General features: G+C 69.6%; 21 protein-coding genes. 7 read left to right on the forward strand and 14 right to left on the reverse strand.

Annotation, left to right across the window (positions count from 1 at the left end; all coding sequences use genetic code 11):
- Positions 1-9: 9 nt before the first annotated feature.
- Positions 10-1,215 carry a cysteine desulfurase-like protein gene (locus EV137_RS33610; protein WP_134132152.1) on the reverse strand — a complete coding sequence of 402 codons (1,206 nt, stop codon included), beginning with the start codon at positions 1,213-1,215 and terminating at the stop codon, positions 10-12.
- Positions 1,216-1,315: 100 nt separating this feature from the next.
- On the opposite strand from EV137_RS33610, the gene EV137_RS33615 reads away from it, so the two are divergent.
- The gene (locus tag EV137_RS33615) at positions 1,316-2,290 is read left to right on the forward strand and encodes a DMT family transporter (RefSeq protein WP_202871265.1); all 975 of its coding nucleotides are present in this window, start codon (positions 1,316-1,318) and stop codon (positions 2,288-2,290) included.
- On the opposite strand, the gene EV137_RS33620 is transcribed toward EV137_RS33615, so the two are convergent.
- From EV137_RS33620 to def, 4 genes are read right to left on the reverse strand one after another with little or no spacing between them, the layout of a single operon-like run.
- On the reverse strand, positions 2,287-3,282 hold the full coding sequence (locus EV137_RS33620; RefSeq protein WP_134132153.1) for a DMT family transporter: 996 nt from the start codon (positions 3,280-3,282) through the stop codon (positions 2,287-2,289). The genes EV137_RS33615 and EV137_RS33620 overlap by 4 nt on opposite strands.
- A 48-nt stretch (positions 3,283-3,330) precedes the next feature.
- Positions 3,331-4,749: an RsmB/NOP family class I SAM-dependent RNA methyltransferase gene (locus EV137_RS33625; RefSeq protein ID WP_134132154.1), complete on the reverse strand. Its 1,419-nt coding sequence runs from the start codon at positions 4,747-4,749 to the stop codon at positions 3,331-3,333.
- On the reverse strand, positions 4,746-5,669 hold the full coding sequence (gene fmt, locus EV137_RS33630) for a methionyl-tRNA formyltransferase (protein ID WP_134132155.1): 924 nt from the start codon (positions 5,667-5,669) through the stop codon (positions 4,746-4,748). Before fmt ends, EV137_RS33625 begins: the two co-directional genes overlap by 4 nt.
- Positions 5,666-6,214, reverse strand: a complete 549-nt coding sequence (gene def / locus EV137_RS33635) for a peptide deformylase (RefSeq protein ID WP_133790511.1) — start codon at positions 6,212-6,214, stop codon at positions 5,666-5,668. The genes fmt and def overlap by 4 nt, the downstream gene beginning before the upstream one ends.
- 352 nt (positions 6,215-6,566) lie before the next feature.
- Here def and EV137_RS33640 point away from each other — a divergent pair, with 352 nt between their 5' ends.
- Complete coding sequence (locus tag EV137_RS33640) at positions 6,567-7,643, forward strand: C39 family peptidase (RefSeq protein WP_238175738.1); 1,077 nt, start codon at positions 6,567-6,569, stop codon at positions 7,641-7,643.
- The gene (locus tag EV137_RS33645) at positions 7,644-8,789 is read left to right on the forward strand and encodes a hypothetical protein (protein ID WP_238175739.1); all 1,146 of its coding nucleotides are present in this window, start codon (positions 7,644-7,646) and stop codon (positions 8,787-8,789) included.
- A 1-nt stretch (position 8,790) separates the two neighbouring features.
- Here EV137_RS33645 and EV137_RS33650 read toward each other — a convergent pair whose 3' ends face one another.
- Positions 8,791-9,963 (reverse strand): epoxide hydrolase family protein, encoded by a 1,173-nt coding sequence (locus EV137_RS33650; RefSeq protein WP_134132157.1) that lies wholly within the window; start codon positions 9,961-9,963, stop codon positions 8,791-8,793.
- Between the two features lie 89 nt (positions 9,964-10,052).
- Between EV137_RS33650 and EV137_RS33655 the strand changes: the two genes are divergently transcribed.
- The gene (locus tag EV137_RS33655) at positions 10,053-10,628 is read left to right on the forward strand and encodes a CGNR zinc finger domain-containing protein (RefSeq protein WP_134132158.1); all 576 of its coding nucleotides are present in this window, start codon (positions 10,053-10,055) and stop codon (positions 10,626-10,628) included.
- Here EV137_RS33655 and EV137_RS33660 read toward each other — a convergent pair.
- Genes EV137_RS33660 through EV137_RS33670 form a run of 3 tightly spaced genes read right to left on the reverse strand, consistent with a single transcriptional unit; the run spans position 10,603 to position 13,010 of the window.
- Positions 10,603-11,145, reverse strand: coding sequence for a DUF1707 SHOCT-like domain-containing protein (locus EV137_RS33660; protein WP_134132159.1), 543 nt, complete (start codon positions 11,143-11,145; stop codon positions 10,603-10,605). The two genes, EV137_RS33655 and EV137_RS33660, sit on opposite strands and share 26 nt — an antisense overlap.
- Before the next feature lie 4 nt (positions 11,146-11,149).
- Positions 11,150-11,770 (reverse strand): HAD family hydrolase, encoded by a 621-nt coding sequence (locus tag EV137_RS33665; protein ID WP_134132160.1) that lies wholly within the window; start codon positions 11,768-11,770, stop codon positions 11,150-11,152.
- A 37-nt stretch (positions 11,771-11,807) separates the two neighbouring features.
- Positions 11,808-13,010 carry an MDR family MFS transporter gene (locus tag EV137_RS33670; RefSeq protein ID WP_134005580.1) on the reverse strand — a complete coding sequence of 401 codons (1,203 nt, stop codon included), beginning with the start codon at positions 13,008-13,010 and terminating at the stop codon, positions 11,808-11,810.
- Between the two features lie 63 nt (positions 13,011-13,073).
- Here EV137_RS33670 and EV137_RS33675 point away from each other — a divergent pair, with 63 nt between their 5' ends.
- Positions 13,074-14,063: an ArsR/SmtB family transcription factor gene (locus tag EV137_RS33675; protein ID WP_134005582.1), complete on the forward strand. Its 990-nt coding sequence runs from the start codon at positions 13,074-13,076 to the stop codon at positions 14,061-14,063.
- On the opposite strand, the gene EV137_RS33680 is transcribed toward EV137_RS33675, so the two are convergent.
- The 3 genes from EV137_RS33680 to EV137_RS33690 form a co-directional block, all read right to left on the reverse strand.
- Positions 14,060-16,093 carry a primosomal protein N' gene (locus EV137_RS33680; RefSeq protein ID WP_134132161.1) on the reverse strand — a complete coding sequence of 678 codons (2,034 nt, stop codon included), beginning with the start codon at positions 16,091-16,093 and terminating at the stop codon, positions 14,060-14,062. The genes EV137_RS33675 and EV137_RS33680 overlap by 4 nt on opposite strands.
- Positions 16,094-16,186: 93 nt before the next feature.
- The gene (gene metK / locus EV137_RS33685) at positions 16,187-17,380 is read right to left on the reverse strand and encodes a methionine adenosyltransferase (protein ID WP_134132162.1); all 1,194 of its coding nucleotides are present in this window, start codon (positions 17,378-17,380) and stop codon (positions 16,187-16,189) included.
- 188 nt (positions 17,381-17,568) lie between these two features.
- Complete coding sequence (locus tag EV137_RS33690) at positions 17,569-18,681, reverse strand: winged helix DNA-binding domain-containing protein (protein WP_134132163.1); 1,113 nt, start codon at positions 18,679-18,681, stop codon at positions 17,569-17,571.
- 74 nt (positions 18,682-18,755) lie between these two features.
- Here EV137_RS33690 and EV137_RS33695 point away from each other — a divergent pair, with 74 nt between their 5' ends.
- Together EV137_RS33695 and EV137_RS33700 are read left to right on the forward strand one after the other, a co-directional pair.
- Positions 18,756-19,034 carry a hypothetical protein gene (locus tag EV137_RS33695; RefSeq protein WP_238175740.1) on the forward strand — a complete coding sequence of 93 codons (279 nt, stop codon included), beginning with the start codon at positions 18,756-18,758 and terminating at the stop codon, positions 19,032-19,034.
- Between the two features lie 54 nt (positions 19,035-19,088).
- Positions 19,089-19,985 carry a GNAT family N-acetyltransferase gene (locus EV137_RS33700; protein WP_134132164.1) on the forward strand — a complete coding sequence of 299 codons (897 nt, stop codon included), beginning with the start codon at positions 19,089-19,091 and terminating at the stop codon, positions 19,983-19,985.
- Position 19,986: 1 nt separating this feature from the next.
- On the opposite strand, the gene coaBC is transcribed toward EV137_RS33700, so the two are convergent.
- Together coaBC and rpoZ are read right to left on the reverse strand one after the other, a co-directional pair.
- A complete protein-coding gene (coaBC, locus tag EV137_RS33705) occupies positions 19,987-21,282 on the reverse strand; it encodes a bifunctional phosphopantothenoylcysteine decarboxylase/phosphopantothenate--cysteine ligase CoaBC (protein ID WP_238175741.1) in 1,296 nt (431 codons plus the stop codon).
- Between the two features lie 39 nt (positions 21,283-21,321).
- Complete coding sequence (rpoZ, locus tag EV137_RS33710) at positions 21,322-21,624, reverse strand: DNA-directed RNA polymerase subunit omega (RefSeq protein WP_130388473.1); 303 nt, start codon at positions 21,622-21,624, stop codon at positions 21,322-21,324.
- Positions 21,625-21,626: the final 2 nt, after the last annotated feature.

Consider the following 21,626-nt stretch of genomic DNA (forward strand, 5'->3'; position numbering starts at 1 on the left):
CCAGAGACTTTAGTTAGTGCCTCTCGGGCCGGTCAAGGTGGAGACCGCGGCCACGAGACGGTCCACGTCCGACTGGTCCGTGTACGGCGCGAGACCGGCGCGGATCGCGCCGGTCGGGCCGAGGCCGAGTTGGCGGGCGGGCTCGTACGCGTAGAACGAACCAGCCGGGGCGTTCACACCCGCCTTCGCTAGGCGCTCGGAGACCGCGGCCGGGGTGTGACCGTCGAGGGTGAAGAGCAGGGTCGGCGTGCGGTTCGCGGCGTGGCCGTACAGGGTGACGCCGGGGATCGCCTGCAGGCGGGCTTCGAGGTCGTCGCGGAGGGCATCCTCGTGCACTTCGACGCTGTTGAGGGAGCTGGTGAGGCGCTCACGCCGGGTGCCGCCGGTCCCCGCGAGACCGGCGATGAAGTCGACGGCAGCGGTCGTGCCGGCGAGCAGCTCGTACGGCAGCGTCCCGAACTCGAAGCGCTCCGGTACGACGTCCGTCGACGGCAGGAGCTTGTCGGGCTTCAGCGTCTCCAGCAACTCGGGCGCCGCGGTCAGCACGCCGAGATGCGGACCGAAGAACTTGTACGGCGAGCAGACGTAGAAATCGGCGTACCGGGCGTCGACCGGCGCGTGTGCGGTGAGGTGGACGCCGTCGACGTAGATCAGCGCTCCGGCCTCGTGCACCTGGTCGGCGATCTTCTGCGTGTCGGGGCGCGTGCCCAGGAGGTTGGACGCGGCGGTGACCGCGACGAGGCGGGTGCGGTCGGTGAGCAGCGGGGCGATGTCGTCCAGCTCGGAGGTCTCCGGATCGAAGCCGAGCCACTTGACCGTGGCGCCGGCGGCCTCGGCCGCCTGGACCCACGGACGGACGTTCGCGTCGTGGTCGAGACGGCTGACGATCACCTCGTCGCCCGCGGACCAGGTCTTGGCGAGGGTGCGGGAGAAGTCGTACGTGAGCTGCGTCATGCTGCGGCCGAACACGATCCCCCGCGCGGTCGTGCCGAGCAGGTCGGCCATCGCCTGGCGGGCGCCGACGACGATCTCGTCGGCGCGGCGCTCGGCGGCGGTCAGTCGGCCGCGGTTGGCGAGCGCCGAGGTCATGGTCCGTGCCACCGCGTCAGCGACGGCTTGCGGGGTCTGCGAACCACCGGGGCCGTCGAAGTGCGCTGCTCCCTCGTCGAGCGCGGGGAACTGCTTCCGGACGGCGACCACATCGAAGGCACTCATGCGCGTCATCCTCTCTCGCTGCTGACATCGGCCGCTACCGCCTGCCCGAATGCGGATAAAAATGCGCGAACTGTCCGAGGAGTAGTGCAGGATGTCAGGAGTGAGCACGGTAACGACTCCTGACAGCACCTCCAGCCCCGCCCCGGTCCGGGCCTGGCTCCCCGTCATGCTGGCCCTCGCCGCGATCTGGGGCTGCAGCTTTCTGTTCATCTCGGTCGGCGTCCGCGAGTTGCCGCCGCTCTATCTCGCGCTCGGACGGGTGGTCGCGGGATCCGTCGTACTGCTCACGATCCTCGCCCTGAAGCGCGAGGCACTGCCGCGGGACCCGCGGCTGTGGGCGCACTCGTTCGTCGTCGGGGCGATCGGATCGGCGATCCCGTGGACGCTGTTCGGGTACGGCGAGGAACGGATCCCGTCGCTGCTCGCGGGCATCTGGAACGGGATCACGCCACTGGTCGTGCTGCCGATCGCGGTGCTGATCTTCCGGACCGAAAGGTTCTCGGCGCAGCGCGGAGTCGGGCTGCTGATCGGGTTCGTGGGCATGCTCGTCGTCCTCGGCGCCTGGCGGGTGAATGCCGGGGCGGACCTCCTCGGCCAAGGACTGTGCATGCTGGCCGCGGTCTTCTACGGGCTCGCGATCCCTTACCAGAAACGGTTCCTGGCCGGGACGACGTTGTCCGGCACGGCGTTGTCGACCAGTTTGTTGCTGTGCGCAACGGTCCAGCTGGCCGTCGTCGCTCCCCTGGTCACCGGGCAGGCTCCCCCGGCGCCGTGGTCGCTGTCGGCCAAGACCGTGCTGAGCGTTCTCGCCCTCGGCGCGCTCGGCAGCGGGCTCGCGTTCGTGCTCAACATGCGCAACATCCGCCTGATCGGCGCCAGCCGCTCGTCGATGGTCACGTACCTGATGCCGATCTTCTCGATCATCGTCGGCGTACTGGTCCTGCAGGAACACCTCACCTGGTACCAGCCCGTCGGCGGTCTCGTCGTCCTGCTGGGCGTGGCCGTCTCCCAGGGCGTCCTCCGAAACCTCCGCCGCAAGCCGGTCGTCGTCGCGGAGGCACCTGCCATCACCTAGGCAGCGTGCCGGAGGTTGGGTACGGCGGCGACCACCACGGCAACCAGTGCGAGCAGGGTGCCGGCGACGACCGGTGCCGTGATCGGCTTGTCGGCGACCGGCAGGAAGATGTCGACGAACAGGCTCGCGATCAGTTGGCCTGCGATCGTGCCGAGGCCGAGCACGAAGACGCCGACCACTCGGACCACGGCGGCCGCGGCACTGATGAAGATGACGCCGCACGCGCCGCCGAGGTACAGCCAGGGCTCGCTCGGCAGGTGTCGTGGCGCACCGCGGAGCGAGAGGTCGACAGCGAACACGATCAGCAGAGCGACGAATCCGACGAGGAAGTTCACCACGCCGGCCGCGACCGCGCCGTACGCATCCGACGAGGCGGCCCGCGCCACCCGCCCGTTGATGGCCTGCTGCACCGCGGTGCCGACGCCGCCAAGCGCGGGCAGGATCGCCAGCATCAGACCGTCGGGGTGACTCAGCTGCTCCGACACGGCCAGCCCGACCGCGACCAGCGCGATCAGTGCACCGACGATCCGTACGGCGGTGAGCGGCTGCGGACCGGCCGGGCCGAATCCGAGGCGGTCGACGACCAGGCTGCTGATCGCCTGCCCAGCCACGCCCGCCACCAGGAACACCGCGACACCGATCACGGACACGGTGATCGACTGCGTTGCGACCAGAAACGCGCCCGCGAGTCCGCCGAGACACTGCCACCAGCGCAAACCGCCGTACCCACGCATCGGCCGCCGGATCGTGCGCCAGACCTTGACCAGTCCGCGGCGTACCGGACGCACCACCGCGGCCGCGACCAAAAGGATCAGCAGGCCGGAGCCGAACGAGATCAGCGCCGCCGGGATCCCGTCGCCGAGAATCCCGCCGAGCTCGCCGTTCAAGCGTGACTGGACCGCTACCAGCATCCCGATCCCGAAGGCCGAAGCAAGCCCCACGACGTGGTGCCGCCGGGTCGAAGAAGCGGGACGGATGGCTGTCGTTGTCACCCCTCTATCATGACCGTTCGACTGGTAGCACCTGACAGCAGGTCCGGATCATGACCGGCGGATCAGTGCCAGGTACATCGCGTCGGTGCCGTGCAGGTGCGGCCAGAGCTGGACATCGGGTCCGTCACCCAGCTCCGGTACGCCGGGGAACAGCGCCCGCGCGTCCTCGAGAGTCGCGTCGTCGCGGCGCCCCAGGACCGCGTCGACTACCGCCCGGGTCTCGTCGGGGTGCGGCGAGCACGTGACGTACGCGACCACTCCGCCCGGCCGGGCCGAGGTGATCGCCGAGTCGAGCAGCGCCTCCTGGAGGGGGCGCAGCTCCTCGACGTCTTCCGGCGTACGGCGCCAGCGGGCTTCCGGACGGCGGCGCAGCGCACCCAGACCACTGCACGGTACGTCGGCCAGCACGCGGTCGAACGAACCCTCTGGCCAGGTCGGCTTCGTCCCGTCGCCGACGAGCACCTTGTGGTTGCCGGGGATCGCCCGCAGATTCTGGCGCACGAGCTCCGCGCGGTGCTTCAGCGGCTCCACAGCAGTCAGCTGACCGTCCTCCATGAGCGCGGCCAGGAGTGCTGACTTGCCGCCTGGTCCCGCACACAGGTCGAGCCAGTTCGCGTCGTCGCCGTCGACCTTCGCCGACGCCAGCGCGATCGCGACCAGCTGCGAACCTTCGTCCTGTACGCCGGCCCGCCCGGTCGCGACCGCTCCGATACGACCAGGATCCCCACCGCCGTCGAGAACCGCGCCGTACGGCGACCAGCGCGCCGGGACCGCACCGGCGTCGACCAGCTCGTCCACGTCAGCCAACCCCGGCCGAGCAACGAGCGTCACGCGCGGCGGCTCGTTGTCCGCGACAAGCAGATCCTCCAGGCCGGGGGCGGACACGGCCCGCTCCCCCGACGCGTGCTCGCGGGTCGATCCGCCTGCGAGCGCTCGATCGAACGCCTCGATCACCCAGCGCGGATGGGCTTCGGCGATCCCGAGGTAGCCCAGGAGATCCTCGTTGGGTCGCGGCGCGGTGGTCGAGATCCACTGGTCCAGCGAGCGCTGATTGATCTTGCGGAGTACGGCGTTCACCAGGCCGGTGCGCTTCTGACCGAGCTCGGACCGGGTGAGCGTGACCATCTCGTCCACGGCGGCGTACGAGTCCACCCGCATGTTGAGCAGCTGGTGGGCACCGAGTCGGAGTACGTCCAGGAGTTCGGGGTCGAGGTCCGGGAGTGGACGCGAGACGCACCGCGCCAGGAACGCGTCGTACGTGCCCTGCCAGCGCAGCGTGCCGTGCACCAGCTCAGTGCAGAACGCGGCATCACGGCCTCCGAGTCGCGCGTCACGGAGGGCCTTGTTGAGCGCGAGGTTCGCGTAGCCGCCCTCAGCGGTGACCTGCCGGACGACCTGGTACGCAACCCGCCGTACCGGATCCGGGCGCCGCTGCGGCGCCCGATTGCGTGCGTTCCGATCACTCACCCGAGCATGTCCGCATCGGTGAGCCGGACGCCGCGGGCCCAGTCGGCCGCTGCCATCGGCTTCTTGCCCTGCGGTTGGACCGTCACGAGTTCGATCGCCTTGCTACCGGTGCCGGCCTTCACACTCGACTTGGTCGCCTGCAGCTCGCCGGGCTTCAGCTCGTCGTCGGTCAGCCGTACGGCGAGGATCTTCAGCCGCTCGCCACGGAACATCGTCCATGCCCCGGGCGCCGGGTTGCACCCACGCACCAGCCGATCGACGCGCTGCGCCGGCGCGTTCAGGTCCAGCTCGGCGTCCTCGACCGTGAGCTTCGGTGCCAGCGTCACCCCGTCGGCCGGCTGCTCGCGAGCTTCCAGTACGCCGGCCTCGATGCCGTCGAGCGTGTCGACGAGCAGCTTCGAGCCCGACACCGCCAGCCGCTGCAGCAGGTCACCGGACGTGTCCTCGGGACCGATCGGTTCGGTGAGTACGCCGTACACCGGGCCGGCGTCGAGCGCCTTCACGATGCGGAACGTGCTCGCCCCGGCCACGTCGTCACCCGCGATGATCGAGTGCTGCACCGGCGCGGCCCCGCGCCAGGCGGGCAGCACCGAGAAGTGCAGGTTGATCCAGCCGTGCTGCGGGATGTCGAGCGCCGCCTGCGGCAGCAGCCCGCCGTACGCGACGACCGGGCAGCAGTCCGGTGCGATCTCCCGCAGCCGGGCCAGGAACTCGGGGTCGCTCGGCTTGACCGGCTTCAGGATCTCGATCCCGCCGAGCTCCTCGGCGTACTGCGCGACCGGCGACGCCACGAGCTTGCGGCCGCGACCGGCGGGCGCATCCGGGCGGGTCACGACCCCGACCAGTTCGTGGCGGCTGGCAACGATCGCCTCGAGCGCGGTGACAGCGGGTTCCGGCGTACCGGCGAAGACGACTCTCACAGTCCGAATCCGTTCGTCGGGTGCGGCGAGACCTTGATCTGCGGCGGGCCGTTCAGGCCGGACCAGTCGGACTCGCGGATCGCCTTCATCGCCTGCTTGCGGGTCTCGCGGTCCAGCCGGTCCACGAACAGGATGCCGTCCAGGTGGTCGGTCTCGTGCTGGATGCAGCGGGCGAGCAGGTCCGATCCCTCGATCACCACCGGGTCGCCGTACATGTTGAAGCCCTTGGCGATCACCGATTGGGCGCGGCGGCAGTCGAAGGTCAGGCCCGGGATCGACAGACAGCCCTCGGGGCCGAACTGCTCCTCGGGCGACAGCGTCAGCTCCGGGTTGATCAGGTGCCCGAGCTCGCCCTCGACGTGGTAGGTGAAGACTCGCAGGCCGACGCCGATCTGCGGCGCGGCGAGGCCCGATCCGGGCGCGTCCTGCATGGTGTCGGTGAGGTCCGCGACCAGGCGGCGCAACTCGGCGTCGAAGTCGACGACCGGGTCGGCCTTGGTGATCAGCACGGGGTCGCCGAACAGGCGGATGGGTTGGACCGACACAGACTCTCCACAGCACTCCACGGACCTGGACCGGGTAAGTCTAGTTGGCCCGCCTGATGGATTCCCGGCGGGAGGCCCCTCCCGTTTGTTGCCACAAGCACGTACTGTGGTCCCAGGCGTACCCTCAGTCACTGTCGTCACACGCCACTCGGGAGACCCAATGCTCACAGCAGCACGGGGGGCAACTCTGATCCTCCTGGGTGCACTGCTCGCTCAGGCACCCCTCACCGCCCAGGCCTACGAACCGCGCGAGCCCGCCGGTCCCGCCGCGCCGCCACCCACCGCGCCGCCCACTACTGCGCCGACCTCTGGCGGGCCCAGGGAGGCTCCTGCGCGGTCGTGGAGTCAGGTGGTGAAGCAGGTCACCGAGAGCTCGCCGGGTGATGTGCAGCTCAGGTCGGCTGATACCTCGGCGCAGGCTGCCTCGATGCTTCGGTGCTTCAAGCTCGACACCGAGAACTACTGCCTCGGCCTCGGCTTCGTCAGCCAGGTGCCGACCGGCGCCCAACGGCACGCCCTGATGGCCGAGCCGAACCTCCGCGCCTCGGACGACGTGAGCGCCGAGCAGGACATTCCGACCGGTGATCTCACGCCGGCCGCGTTCGTCGCCCAGCGCGCCGCCATGCCGAAGAGCCGGCGCGTCACCGCGGAACTCGACGAGATGCAAGCCGCCTGGAACGGCCGCGAGAAGGCCCGCGAACTCCGCGAACTCGCCGAAAGCGACACCCCACCACCCAACCCCGAGCCCACACCGGCATCCACGCCGGACTCCACACCAGAGCCGACTCCGACTGTCGAGCCGACTCCGGTGCCGACCAGGACTGCTCCGACCGTGGGCCCGTCGACGCCGGTGCCGTCGACCCCGGTGGCGCCGGTCGCGGCACCCGCTTCGGCGTACATCATGAAGGGGTTCCAGACCTCGCAGGAGAAGGGGTACTGGTGTGGTCCGGCGACGTTCCAGTCGATCGACTGGGCCGACGACAACCAGAAGGACACCCAGGCGTCCTGGGCCAAGGACCTCGGCTCGACGAGCTCCGGTACGGCGATCTCCGCGATGGTGAAGCAGACGAACCTGAAGACCGCCTGGCCCAAGACCGCCGGCACGTACATCGTGCAGAACGTCGCGAACTGGAACGCGCAGACCTTCTTCACCGTGCACCAGAAGCACCTCGGCGTGTACAAGGCCCCGGTGATCGAGCACGTGCAACTGCTCAAGCGCTACTTCCCGTACCTCGCCTTCAATCACAGCGGGCACTACCAGGTCGGCCGCGGCTACGACAAGGCGAAGGGCACGATCGCGATCTTCGAGGTGTTCAACGAGCGCCGCTTCAACAGCCGCGGCAACGTCACCGACGGCCCGAAGAACATCCCCGCGAGCGCCCTGTTCAACGCCACCCTGGCCAACTCCTTCAAGAACATCGGGCTGTAAATGCGTCGTCGTACGGTTGCCGTTGGCACTCTTCTGCTCCTGACCGTGGCGGGCTGCTCCTCCAACACCCCGGAGAGCAGCCCGTCACCGAGCACAACCCCCGCACCCAGCACCACACCGTCACCGAGCAGCAGCCCGACGCCGACGCGGCCGTCGGACAGCGGTACTGCGCTGCCCGCGTGGGCGAACGTGCTGCGGCAACCGGTCGACGGGCAGCACCTCGTCACCCAGCAACGCAAGTACGTCGTGACCCGCGGCAGCGACGAGGCCGGTACGACGACCATCACGGACCGCACCAGCAAGAAGGTCGTCGTACGGCACATACCCGCGAGCGGCTTCGTCGCCCAGTCCCCCGTCGTCATCGACGACCGCTGGGCGCTGATCGAGGACATCCGCTCCGACGGCCCCGACCCGCAGATCAAAGTGCTCCGCTACGACCTCACGACCGGCAAGGGCACCCCTCCGACCGCGATCCCGCCCGTCTCCGAGCCGGAGATCGGCGCGTACGACGGCACCTTCGCCTACAGCTCCACCGACGCGAAGAACCGTTCCTGCCTGATCGTCGCCGACCTCGCGACGCTCAAGTCCCGGACCGTCACCTGCGTCGCGGCCCCGGGCTACGTGGCCGACCCCGTGGTGTCCGCCGACACGGTGACGTTCAGCGAGATCATCGCACCGGAGACCGCGCGCCGCTGCAAGCGGATCCGCACCGCTCCCCTGTCCGGAGGCGCCGCCCAACCGGTGCCCGCAGCAACCAACTGCATCCAGTGGAGCGGCGCGACGCTGCACGGCGCGACGATCTGGTCGGAGGTCGCCGCCTCGGACCCGGACCAGTACCAGAGCAAGGCGTACGTCCGAGAGTCCGGCGACTCCCCCACCCGCCCGCTCGGCACCGTCGTCACCGACACGATTCTTGCCTGCGGCAACTGGATCCTGTGGGAGACCCGGACGGTCGGTGCGGGCGCCGAGGAGACCTACCAGATCAACCGATGGCGCTCCGGTCTCTCCGCCCCGCAACGGCTGTACGACGCCAAGCCTGGCATCGCGCTCACTCCGATGACGTGCCAGGACAACACGGTCTTCGTCGAAGCGGCGTACCTGGCGAGCACCCCGACGTACACCGAAACCATCTCAGCCGCGCTCTAGTTCACCGAGTAGCGGCGAGCACTGCCGCGATGCCTTCTCGCAGATCCTCGACGAAATACTCGGGAACCTCCAGTGCTGGGAAATGTCCCCCGATTTCGGGCGTCCTCCAGCGGACGATCTGCCGGTACCGCTCCTGCGCCCAGGGGCGCGGACATTTCTCGACGTCGCGGGGATACATGGTGAGTGCCGACGGGACGTCGACCCGGAGTTCGGGGTCCAGCGAGTTGTGGCTTTCGTAGTAGATGCGGGCCGCTGAGGCACCGGTGCGTGTCAGCCAGTACAGCGTGACGTCGTCGAGAACGCGGTCTCTGGAAATCCTCTCGAACGGGCTGTCTTCGGTATCTGACCACTCGGCGAACTTGTCGAGGATCCAGGCCAGCAGCCCGACGGGTGAGTCGACGAGTGAGTAGCCGATGGTCTGCGGCCGGGTCGCCTGCTGCTTCGCGTACGCCGCGCGGTGGCGCCAGAAGTCGTGGGTTTCCACGGTCCATGCGCGCTCGATCGCCGTCAGCCCGTCGGTGGCCATCCCGGGCGGCGCCTCCGCGAACGTCGTATGGATACCGATAACGTGCGCCGGGAACCTGCCGCCGAGAACCGTGGTGATATTGCCTCCCCAGTCGCCGCCGTGGGCCAGGAACTTGCCGTACCCCAGCCTTCCCATCAATTCCACCCAGGCGGCCGCGATCTTTTCGGTTCCCCACCCGGTGGCGGCCGGCTTGTCGCTGTAACCAAAACCTGGCAGCGACGGAACCACGACGTGGAACGCCGGCGCGTCGGCAGCTTTCGGATCCGCCAGCTCCTCCACTACGTCGATGAACCGAGCAATGCTGTCCGGCCAGCCGTGCGTCAGGATCAGCGGAGTGGCATCGGCGCGCGCGGACCGCCGGTGCAGGAAGTGGATTCCCAGACCGTCAATGGTCGTACGGAACTGACCGATCCGATGAAGGCGCTCCTCGAAAGACCGCCAGTTATACCCGGTACGCCAGTAGTTCACGAGCTCGACGAGATCGGCGAGCGGAACGCCCTGTTCCCATCGGCCCGGGCCGGGCGCGGCGCCGTAGACCGTCTCAGCCTCCGGTAGTCGGGCCGCGGCCAGTCGCGCGCGCAGATCGTCGAGATCGGCGTCAGATGCGTGGGCGTCGAATGCTTGTACGTCGCTGGTGAGCAGGGGCATGAGACCTCCTGGCCATCGTCGTGGAACCGGCTAAGACGGTTCCACCATGTCATGCCCGAGATCGGCGCGCAACCGGCTAAGGTGGTTCCATGCGTGATGGCTTCCCCGACTTCCGCCTCGGTAGCGTGCTGGCGACCAGCTTCACGGGGACTCTGTCGGAGCGTCACGGCAACGCGGTGGAGCGCATCCCGACACCGCAGCGGCTCGTCGACTGGCTGACAGTGAGCGGGCTCGCCGTTGACTCGTGCACCACTGCCCAGCTCGACCTCGCTCGGGAACTGCGGGAGTCGATTCACGCCGCCGCGACCGCAGCTGCGACTCAGGACACCCTCCCCGCAGCTGCTGTCCAAGTCATCAATGACCGCAGCCTTCAAGGCCGGGCCGCGGCTGTCCTGACCCCCGAGGGCCGGCGGCGATGGCACCTTCGCTCGGCTTCCAGCGTGGAAGATGCCCTGAGCGTGATCGCCGCCGACGCGATCAGCATCATCGCGGGCGAACGAGACGGCAGGTTGGCCTTGTGCGCGTCACCGACCTGCCGAGCCACCTTCTTCGACACCAGCCAGAGCCGCACGCGCAAATGGTGCGACATGAACACATGCGGCAATCGTCAGAAGAAAGCCCGCTTCATCGCCAACCGCTCTAGCGGCGGGCGTGCCGGATCTTGAGGCGGCCGAAGCCCATCACGCCGGTGATCCGCACCCGCGGGCCGTCGCCGGTGGAGTTCTTCGGCGGCTTGTAGCGGGTGTCCTTCCACTCGGTGCGGACCGCGTCGAAGTCGACGACCGCGTCGCGGGGCAGCGTGATCTTGACGCCGCCGTGCAGCACGTTCAGGTCGATGTCGACGTCCCCGTGCTCGAACTGCGCCTGCGACAGATCCAGCCGCACCCGCCCGTGCAGGGATTCGACCTTCAGGTGCCGCGGCACCCGCCAGACACCCCGCCGTACGATCCGGCCGGCCGAAGCGCCGATCGTCGCCGAGCGGCCCGGCTGCTCGGCCGGGAGCGCGGCGACGGCGACCTCGAGATCCTGGCGGGTCCTCGCGGCCAGGACCTGGTGCAGTTGCTGCTCCAGTTCGTCGTGGGAGAGGTAGCCACCGGTGTACGCCGCTTGCACGCGCTCCACCGCCGCGTTGCGGTCCACGTCCCCGATCGCGGGCGAGCGGTCCTCTGGCACGGAAGTCACCGGATCACTGTAGTGGCAGGCCGCGTTCGCGCAGCTGGATACGCAGGTTCGCGGCGCCGGCGAAGACCTCGGCGTCGAGACCGACCGCACGGGCGCCGTCGACGTTGTACGCCATGTCGTCGGTGTAGAACGTGCGCGCCGGGTCCAGACCGAAGCGTTCGATCAGGATCCGGTAGATCTTCTCGTCCGGCTTCGCAGTCTGCTCGACCCCGGACACGACCTCCCCGTCGAAACGGGTGAGGATCGGGAACGCCTCCTTGGCGACCTCCCACTTCTCGCCGGAGAAGTTCGTCAACGCGTACGTCGGTACGCCGAGCGCCTGGAGCTCGGTGAGCACCGCGGCGGTGTCCTCGAACACGCCCTTGACCATCTTCAGCCAGCCGGTGTCGTACGCCTCGATCCACTCGGCGTGCTCCGGGTGCAGGCTGGTCAGCTCGGCGACCGCCTCCGCCCACGGACGCCCCTCGTCCTGCTTGTGGTTCCAGGCCGGCGTGGCCACGTTGGTCAGGAAGTGCGTCCGCTGCTCCTCGTCCGGGATCAGCTCGGCGTACAGGTACGTCGGGCTCCAGTCCAGCAGCACCCCACCGATGTCGAACACCACCGCGTCGATCGTCCGCTCACTCATACCGGCAACCCTACGAGACCCGGTACCGCAACTCACCTCATGCGTTCGACTGGGCGCGGGCGTGCAGTGCGGGAGCCAGTGCGTACTGGCCGATGAAGATCGCGACGCCGAGAACGGCGCAGCCGAGCCAGGTCGCGGTCGGGCCGAGGTGCTCGAGGGCGTTGGTGCCGGCCAGCGGCCCGATCACGGTGCCGACGCCGAACGCCATACCGGACAGGCCCATGTACCGGCCGCGCAGGTCGATCGGCGCGAGATCGGCGAACACCGCGCCGATCACCGCGGCGAACCCGATCTCCCCGAGCGTCCACACGACGACCGACAGCGCGTATCCCCACCAGGTGTGGACGACCGCTCCCAGACCGAACCCGAGCCCGACCACCAGCATCGACGCGGCCAGCAGTTTCGGCCGGTCGAGTTTCGCCATCCACCGGCCGAGGAACGGCTGGACGAGCACGATCACCACGCCGTTGAGGGCGATCACGAGCCCGTACGTCCGAGCGGACAGGCCGTCCCCCGCCATCGCGAGCGGCAGGGTCGAGTAGCCCTGCATGTAGATGGTCGCGTAGCCGATCTGGATCAGGACCATCATCAGGAACACCGTGTCGCGCGCGACCACCGGGAGGAGTGCCCGACCGGCCGAGTTGTCTTCGGGCGCCGGGCGGCTCTCCGGCACCATCGTCCAGATGACCAGACCGGCGATCACCGACGTGGCGGCGTTCACCCAGAACAGCAGACCGTAACCGAACGACGCGAGTACGCCGGCGCTGACTGTCGACACGGAGAAGCCGAGGTTGATCGCCCAGAACAGGAGGCCGTACGCGCGGACCCGCTCGGTCGGCTGCAGCAGATCCGCGACCGTCGCTTGGACCGCCGGCCGGAACAGGTCGCCCAGCAGACCGACGAGGAACGCGGTCATCCAGATCAGCACCATCGAACGGGCGGATCCGAGCAGGATCAGCGCGGCGCCGGTGCCGAAGAAGCAGATCAGCATCGTCACCCGGCGTCCGGCCCGGTCGGACAACCAGCCGCCGACGAGTTGCGCGCAGACGGATCCGGCGCCGACGGCGGCCGCGACGGCTCCCGCCGTACCCGCGGAGAGGTGGCGGTCGTGGGTCAGGTAAAGAACGAGGAACGGTTGCACGAAGCTGCCGAGCCGGTTGACCAGCTGGCACACCCACAACGCCCAGAAGGCCCGCGGAAGTGCGGTGGGCGTGGGGTTGCCGACGGCGATTGCGCTCATGGGTCAACTGTCCGGGCCCACCGCAGCATTGTCGACGATTAGGCTCAGGGCTAATCTGGCCCGGTGATCACGATCAGGCTGAACGCCGGGGACATCGGGCGGATCCGGTTCGCGCTGTCGCCGGTGTGGGAGGCCGTGACGAGTGTGCGGGCGCTGAGCAACAACACCGCGCGCAGCGTGCACGGGCCGTGGCTGCAGAAGGTCCGGCCGACGATCGAGGGCGACGACCTGACGTTGCTCAGGGCCCTCATTCCGTCGTACGGCTATATCCCGGACTTCCTGACCCCGGCCCCGCCGCGCCGGTCGACGAGCCTGGAGTCGGGCCTCGCCGCGATCGCCGCCACGCCGCACGAACTCGTGGCCGCCGAGCTCGCGAAGCTGCACAAGGACACCCCGGACCCGATGCTCCCCGAGCTGATCGCGCACCCGGCGAAGGCGCTCGACCTGATCACCTCGGCGCTCGAGACGTACTGGCGGCGGGCGATCGAGCCTGACTGGCGGCGGATGCGGTCGCTGCTCCAGGAGGATCTCGCGTACCGGCTGGACGAGCTGGCGAGCGGCGGGATCGAGCGGCTGTTCCGCAACCTGCATCCGTCGATCAAGTACACCGGCGACCGCATCTCCATCGACCGGCCGTTCTGCTGCGACGGCGAGCCGATGACGGGTCAGGGCCTGCTGCTGGTGCCGTGCGTGTTCACCTGGCCGGCCGGGCTGGCGGTCACCGGCGCACCGCACGTCCCGACCATCACGTACCCGCCACGCGGCCTCGGGCGGCTGTGGGAGGACCGCCAGGACACGACGGACTCCCCACTCGCGGACCTCGTCGGCCGCACCCGGGCCGCGATCGTCAGCCACCTCGACCTGCCGATGTCCACAACCCACCTGGCCAACCAGCTAGGCGTCTCCGCACCCACGCTCAGCGTCCACCTGAGCATCCTCCGCAACGCAGGCGTCGTCACCTCCCGCCGCGACGGCCGCGCCGTCCTGTACCACCGCACGTCCCTGGGCAACCAACTCCTCGCGGCGTCCACCGCGCTGGCGTCCACTGCCTAGCCGAAGCTGGGTGGGTCTACCTGGATTCGGACGGTGCCGGGGTTCTTCTTGGTCGTGCGGGCCGATTGGGATTCTTTGAGGGCTTTCACGAGGGTAGTGCCGTGGGCGCGAGGGGTGCGGACGACGGCGCGGACGGTTTCCTCGTCGAGGTCCACCGGGCCGAGGACCTCGAGACCGGCGGACGGCGGCATCAGGTCGCGGAGTCGGGTGACGAGGTCGTTGACGGATTCGGCCGGGCCGGTGAGTTCGGCGAGTTTGGCGGCCGGGGCGAGTCGGGCGGTACGGCGGTCCTCGATCTCGCGGGCGGCGTACCCCTCGGGGCTCCACCGCACGATCGCCTGCAGCGGCAGCGCCGACGGGTCGCCGACCAGGATCACCATCCCGCCGGAGCTTGCCGGCCGGACGAGCGCGGCCGCGTTGAACCAGCGGCGTACCGCTTCTTCGGCGGCCCTGAGGTCGGGGCGAGCGAGCATCAGCCAGGTGTCAAGGAGCAGCGCCGCGCTGTAGCCGCCTTCGGCGACCGGCTCGGCCCCCGGGGTGCTGACGACCAACGCCGGCGCGTCCGGTACGACATCGAGCATGTTGTCCCCGCCCGACGTACGGACGACGACACCGGGGAACGCGCGCCCGAGCTCCTCCGCCGTACGACGTGCGCCGATGATCGCCGCGCGCATCCGGGTGTCGCCGCACTCCGGGCACCGGTGATCCGTCGCCGGCCGGCCGCACACGCTGCAGCTCGCCGGCCCGGATCCCCCGGTACGACGCAACGTGCCGCCACACGTGGCGCACCGCGAAGGCGCCCGGCACGTCTGGCACACCAAACTCGGCAAGTAACCCGCCCGCGGCACCTGCACCAGCACCGGCCCGGTCCGCAGACCCTCGCGAGCGATCTCGAACGCTCGGGACGGCAACCGCGCCGCGCGCGCCGACGGGTCGCGCGCCAGATCGATGTCCGACTCCCCCGCGATGTGCACCGACGGCGCCGCCGCCCGGGTCACCTTCCGGTCCGCGATCAGCTCCTGCGCGAACCCGGACTCCACCAAGGCCGCCGCCTCCGCGGACCGCGCGTAACCACCGAGCAACGCCGCGCACTTGTGCCGGTACGCCCGGAGCAGCAGGACTTCCCGGGCATTCGGGTACGGCGCCCGCGGCTCGGCGTACGACTCGTCGCCGTCGTCCCACATCGCCACCAAGCCGAGATCCGCGACGGGAGCGAACGCCGCCGCACGCGTCCCGATCACGACCCGCGCACGCCCGTGCAACGCGGACAGAAACGCGCGATAGCGAGCTGTCGGACCCAGATCCGCGGACAGCGTGACGAACCCGGACTCCCCCAGCACCTCGGCACACGCAGCAGCGAGCCGCTCCAGGTCCCGCGCGTCCGGCGCCAGCAACAGTGCGCCCCGGCCCGAGGCCGCACACACCGCAGCGGCCTGCGCGAACGCGAGCGGCCAATCAGCTCCCGGTACGGCGGTCCAGACTGCCCTCGGCGCCTCGCCCCGCGCGACCGCGTCCAGGAAACCAGGAGGGTACGGCGCCCACTCCGAGCGGGACGTCGACAGCGGCGGACTCGGCGGCTGATCGCAGCGCAGCGCCTCGCCCTCGACCTTCGCGTGCCGCGGCGGCACCGCGAGCCGCGTGACATCCGCGAGCACCCCGGCGTACCGATCGGCGACCGCCCGGCAGAGGTCCGCGATCTCCGGCGTCAGCACCTGCTCGGGCGAAACGACCTTGCGGAGCCGGACCAGCTTGCCGTCGTGGTCCGACGCGTCGAGCCGCTCCAGCACGAATCCGTCGAGGTCCTTGCCGGCGAACCGCACCTTCACCCGCGCACCGGGCTGGGCGGCCGCGGCCAGGTCGTCCGGCACCAGATAGTCGAACGGCCGGTCCAGGTGCGGGAGCGAGACATCGACCGCGATCCGGGCCACCGGCAACGTCGTGGTGATCTCGGCCGGTTCTTTGGTGCGCGACTTGCGAACGGTGTCGCGCAGCAGCGTCAGCTGCTCCGGCGAGTCTCCGTTCGATGTCACCGGGAAACTGTAGTCGGCCGCGACGACACTGCGTGGGACGCGGACGGCCGGGCTGTGGACAACCGACAGCCCGGCCGTGCGCGTACGTCGTACTTACTTGCTGACCGCGGCCTTCAGGGCCTCGACGCGGTCCGTGCGCTCCCAGGTGAAGTCCTCGCCGGTGCGGCCGAAGTGACCGTTCCGCGCGGTCTGGGCGTAGATCGGCCGGAGCAGCTCCAGGTCGCGGATGATCGCGGCCGGACGCAGGTCGAAGACCTCGCGGACAGCTGCGGCGATCTTGTCCACGGCGACCTTCTCGGTGCCGAACGTGTCGACGTAGAAGCCGACCGGAGCGGCCTTGCCGATCGCGTACGCGACCTGGCACTCGACGCGGTCCGCCAGCCCGGCCGCGACGATGTTCTTCGCCACCCAGCGCATCGCGTACGCCGCCGACCGGTCGACCTTCGACGGGTCCTTGCCGGAGAACGCGCCGCCGCCGTGCCGCGCCATACCGCCGTAGGTGTCGATGATGATCTTCCGCCCGGTCAGCCCGGCGTCGCCCATCGGGCCGCCGATCTCGAACCGGCCGGTCGGGTTCACCAACAGCTTGTAGTCGGTCGCGTCGATGTCGAACTGCTCGAGCACGGGGTCGACGACGTGCTTCTTGATGTCCGGCGTCAGCATCGAGTCCAGGTTGATGTCGGCGGCGTGCTGGCTGGACACCACCACGGTGTCGATCCGGACCGCCTTGTCATCGTCGTACTCCACCGTGACCTGGGTCTTGCCGTCCGGCCGCAGGTACGCCAGGGTGCCGTTCTTGCGGACCTCGGCGAGCCGCTCGGACAGCCGGTGCGCGATCGTGATCGGCAGCGGCATCAACTCCGGCGTCTCGTTGGACGCATAGCCGAACATCAGTCCCTGGTCGCCTGCCCCCTGCAGGTCCAGTACGTCCTCGGACGCGTCCGAACGCGTCTCGTACGCCGTGTCGACACCTTGGGCGATGTCCGGGGACTGGCTCCCGATGGCGACCTGCACCCCACAGGACGCGCCGTCGAAACCCTTCAGGGACGAGTCGTAGCCGATCTCCAGGATGCGCGCCCGCACGATCCCCGGAATGTCGACGTACGCCGTCGTGGTGACCTCACCCGCGACGACGACCAGACCCGTGGTGATCAGGGTCTCGACCGCAACCCGGCTCTTCGGGTCCTCGGCCAGCAACGCGTCGAGGATGGAGTCGCTGATCTGGTCAGCGATCTTGTCCGGGTGACCTTCGGTCACGGACTCGGACGTGAAAAGGCGCCTCGCCACAGTTCTCCCTCGGATTCCTCTTGTGCCGCCCGGTTGCGCGTTGGCACAGCCGCACGATCCCCCCATGCACCGGCGGTTGGCGATGCATCTTGGGAAGTATGCCAGCAGTTTCCACCCACGTCCCGGTGCCGCTCCGAATTCCTCCAGGATACGAGATGGGTGATCACATTCTGGACGATCCGCGCGGTTCAGGCGTGCGGGCCGACCGTCACCTCGCCGAGTGTGAGCGACGGCGTACAACCAAGGATCGCAGCCAACCGGTCCACCTCGGCGTCGAGCAGCCGGCGGCGGCGCCGGTTCAGCGGCGTCAGCGCCTCGACGGTGACATGCAGTTTCTTACCGCCCTTCTTCTGGTGCCAAACGCCGGCCACGATGCCGTCGACGAGAAGCAACGGGAAGTTGCCGGCCTGACCGCGGGCGGTCGCGCGGTCGAACGCCTTGCCCGGAAAGAGCAGTTCGCGCGGGAAGCTGCCGACTCCGTACGCATCGAAGTACGGCAGCAGCCGGACGCCGTCCGCGCGCTCGCCGGGGAACTCGTCGTCACCGGGAGCGACCCAGGCGGTCTGGCCGTTGAGCTCGACCTGAGGCAGGTCGTCGAAGTACGGCTTGACCAAGGTCGGCGTGGTCTTGAGCCAGCGGGCGAACTGCTGCGGGGTCGCGGGACCGTAGGAGTAGAGGTACCGGTGCAGGAGTTCGGTGAGCGCTTTCTCCGCGGGCATCGGGTCGAACGGGCGGAGCCGGTGCGGATTCGAGTACGTCGTGAGCCGGCCGCGCATCGGTCCGTGGCAGAGGACGCCGGCGTGCGCTGCGAGATAGACCGCCTGCCGCCAGCGGGCCCAGGCGCCCTGGAACGCCGGGATCGTCGGCGTGCGCGCCCACTCACCGGTACGCCGTACGACGTCCTCGGTGAGCTCGTCGACGGTCAGGTCCGCGTTGGCGAGGGCTTCACCGATCGCGGCCACGACCTGGTCGAGCTCGTCCGGCGTCATCCGAATCGGCTCGGGTTGCGAGCCGCCCGCCGGGAGTGCGGACAATGCACCCGTCCACATCGGCAGATCCTCGAGCGGCAGCAGGTGCACGGTCCCGCGCGGCCCGAACGTCTTCACGAGCCCTTCGTCGCGCTGTACCGACTCCCGGTTCGCCCCGGCGACGCGCAGCGCCACGGACACCTCCCCCGCCGCCGCGATCTGCGCATGCGCCCCACACATCGCCCGTACGGCGTCCACCGGCGTCTCCGCGGCCTCGCTCAGAAAGTGCCGCCGCATCCGCCGCGCAACCACGGCCTCCCAGGTGATCTCCATAGCCTCAGACTAAGGATGGAAGCGGACAGCTTCTGACCTCTGCCGAGGGGCCCACGGACGGGTATACTCGGTGCATGACCGGGAGCGACGACGAGTGGGCGGCGAGTCCGGGCGCGGCGCCCTCCAGCATGACCGACGGCAAGCCGGCATCCAGGCTTGAAGTCGACGGCGAGGACTTCGAGCTTCGGCCCGACGGGTTCGGCGGGACGCACTACACCTGGATCAGCGGGCCCAACCCCGGCTATGGATTCAGCACGAGCCCGACCTCCGGCTCGTTGGAGCAGCACCGGGCGAGTATCCGGAACTTCCTTTCCATGGTTGACCCCACCACTGGCTACATCGAGGACGACTGAACCTGCGGCGCAAAACCCGGAGCCCTTTGCGGCGAACTGAGGCAAGCTGACCTCATGACCACGAGCATCCGGACTGCGATCACCGACGCCGACTACGAAGCCTGGCGCGCGGTGCGGATCGCGACCATGCCGTACGAGCGCTGCCCGACTGTCGCCGAGCTCCGTGACCTCGACCGCCCCGGGCGGCTGATGCTGCTGGCGGAGATCGACGGCGAGGTGGTCGGCAGCGGGCTGGCGGATCGTTCGCAAGACGGCGAGCGAGCGTCGCTGACGCCGCGGGTCCGCCCGGAGTTCCGTCGGCGCGGAGTGGGGACCGGCCTGCTCCGGGTGCTCGCCGATCATGCCGTTGCCCAGGGCTACGACATGGCGGGCGCCAACGTCGACGACGCCGAGTCCCGGCTCTTCGCGGAGCGGTTCGGCTTCGTGGAAACGAATCGGCAGGTCGAGCAGCTGCGGAAGATCGGCGACGAACCGTGGCCGGCGCCGCCGACGGAGTACACGATCGTCTCGGTCGCCGAACGTCCGGAGCTGTGGGCGGCGGCCTATCACCAGGTCGCGCTGCCGACGTTCCCGGACATGGATCACCCGGTCGCGCTGAAGGTTTCCCAGGACGACTGGGAGACGGAATGGATCAACGACCCGGCCGCGATGTTCGTGGCCGTCGCCGGCAACGAGGTGATCGGCGTCGCGGGGCTGCTGCTCGACTCCGACCGCCCGGAGCGCGCGGAGGTCGGCTACACCGCCGTACGTCGGGAGTGGCGCGGCAAATCGGTCGCCGCGACCCTCAAACGCACCAGCATGGCGTGGGCCGCCGACCACGGCATCACCGAGATCTACACCTGGACGCAGCGCGGCAACGACGCGATGCGCCGCCTCAACGAACACCTCGGCTTCACGTACGGCATCGTCAGCATCACCCTGCGCGCCCCGCTGCCGCTGACGTTCAACTAGCTCAGGGCCAGTGGGTGGCGACGAGGTTCCAGATGACGCCGGCGAGGGCGTCCTTGCTGCCGGAAGGGACGGGGAGGGCGTTGCCGGCGCGGTCGAGGATGACAGCCTCGTTGACGTCGCTGCCGAAGACCTTGCCGCCGGATACGTCGTTGACGACCAGGAGGTCGCAGCCCTTCCGTTCCAGTTTGGCGCGGCCGAGCTCGAGGACGGTGTGGTCGGCGTCGCCGGTCTCCGCGGCGAACCCGACGATCACCTGATCGGTGCGGGACCGGTCGTGCGAGATCGTCTGCAGGATGTCTGGGTTCTGTACCAGGCTGACCGCGGGCACCGAGCCGTCGGCGGTCTTCTTGATCTTGTGCTCGGCGACATCGGCCGGGCGGAAGTCGGCAGGGGCCGCAGCCATCACGATCGCGTCCGCGTCGGCGGCCCGCCCGGTGATCTCGTCGTACAGATCGCGAGTGCTGGTGACCGGGACGACCTGGACGCCGGCCGGGTCGGCCAGCTCGGAGTTGGCCGCCACCAGGGTGACCTTGGCGCCGCGGGCGGCCGCGATCCGGGCGAGGGCGTAGCCCTGCTTGCCGGACGACGAGTTGCCCAGGTACCGCACCGGGTCGAGGTGCTCGCGGGTCCCGCCGGCGCTGATCAGCACGTGCTTGCCGGTGAGATCGGCGACCGACTGGCCGGCCGCGCGGGCGGCCTCGTCGGCGAGCATCAACTGGCTGATCGCGAAGATCTCCGACGGCTCCGGCAGCCGGCCGCGGCCGGTGTCGGTGCCGGTCAGGCGCCCGACCGCAGGGTCGAGGACCGTGATACCGCGTGAGCGCAGCGTGGCGACGTTCGCCTGGGTCGCCGGGTGCTCCCACATCTCGGTGTGCATCGCGGCCGCGAACAGGATCGGGCAGCGCGCGGTGAGCAGGGTGTTCGTGAGCAGGTCGTCGGCGAGCCCGTGGGCGGCCTTGGCGATCAGGTTGGCGGTCGCGGGAGCGACCACGACCAGCTCCGCCGCCTTGCCGATCCGGACGTGCGGCACCTCTTGCACGTTGTCGAACGGGTCGGCGGTCACCGGCTGCCCGGACAGCGCCGCCCAGGTCGCCGCGCCGACGAACTCCAGCGCGGCCGCCGTCGGCACCACGCGCACGCTGTGCCCGGACTCGGTCAGCCGGCGCAGCAGATCACAGACCTTGTACGCCGCGATGCCGCCGCCGACGCCCAGCACCACGTTGGGCTTGTGCTTGGGGACGACGTCAGCCCCCGGACCGTGGTCGGTTCCGGGGGTCTGGTCACCGGTTGCGGACATCGTGTGTGGACTCCGTTCCCGGTCGTTCGTCCTAGCTGACTACTCGGACTTCTCCGCGGCGGCGGCTTCCGCCTCGGCCTCGGGGTCGATGTCGGTGCAGGTCAGCACGCCCTCGTTGATCTCGCGCATCGCGATCGACAGCGGCTTCTCCTGGACGTGCGTCTCGACCAGCGGTCCGACGTACTCCAGCAGGCCCTCGCCGAGCTGGGAGTAGTAGGCGTTGATCTGCCGCGCGCGCTTGGCCGAGTACAGCACCAGCTTGTACTTGGAGTCGGTGCGGGTGAGCAGGTCGTCGATCGGCGGGGACGTGATGCCGATGGCGACGGGCTGGTTGCCAGACAAGG

Origin of the sequence: Kribbella pratensis (assembly GCF_004366075.1) — a bacterium.
GTDB classification, from domain to species: domain Bacteria; phylum Actinomycetota; class Actinomycetes; order Propionibacteriales; family Kribbellaceae; genus Kribbella; species Kribbella pratensis.

Bases quoted from the DNA above. Each gene is read 5' to 3' on its own strand.
- EV137_RS33700 (WP_134132164.1), top strand. From the start codon at position 19,089: ATGACCACGAGCATCCGGACTGCGATCACCGACGCCGACTACGAAGCC.
- EV137_RS33665 (WP_134132160.1), bottom strand. From the start codon at position 11,770: ATGAGTGAGCGGACGATCGACGCGGTGGTGTTCGACATCGGTGGGGTG.
- EV137_RS33690 (WP_134132163.1), bottom strand. From the start codon at position 18,681: ATGGAGATCACCTGGGAGGCCGTGGTTGCGCGGCGGATGCGGCGGCAC.
- EV137_RS33695 (WP_238175740.1), top strand. From the start codon at position 18,756: ATGACCGGGAGCGACGACGAGTGGGCGGCGAGTCCGGGCGCGGCGCCC.
- EV137_RS33655 (WP_134132158.1), top strand. From the start codon at position 10,053: ATGCGTGATGGCTTCCCCGACTTCCGCCTCGGTAGCGTGCTGGCGACC.
- EV137_RS33610 (WP_134132152.1), bottom strand. From the start codon at position 1,215: ATGAGTGCCTTCGATGTGGTCGCCGTCCGGAAGCAGTTCCCCGCGCTC.
- coaBC (WP_238175741.1), bottom strand. From the start codon at position 21,282: ATGTCCGCAACCGGTGACCAGACCCCCGGAACCGACCACGGTCCGGGG.
- EV137_RS33645 (WP_238175739.1), top strand. From the start codon at position 7,644: ATGCGTCGTCGTACGGTTGCCGTTGGCACTCTTCTGCTCCTGACCGTG.
- EV137_RS33650 (WP_134132157.1), bottom strand. From the start codon at position 9,963: ATGCCCCTGCTCACCAGCGACGTACAAGCATTCGACGCCCACGCATCT.
- EV137_RS33670 (WP_134005580.1), bottom strand. From the start codon at position 13,010: ATGAGCGCAATCGCCGTCGGCAACCCCACGCCCACCGCACTTCCGCGG.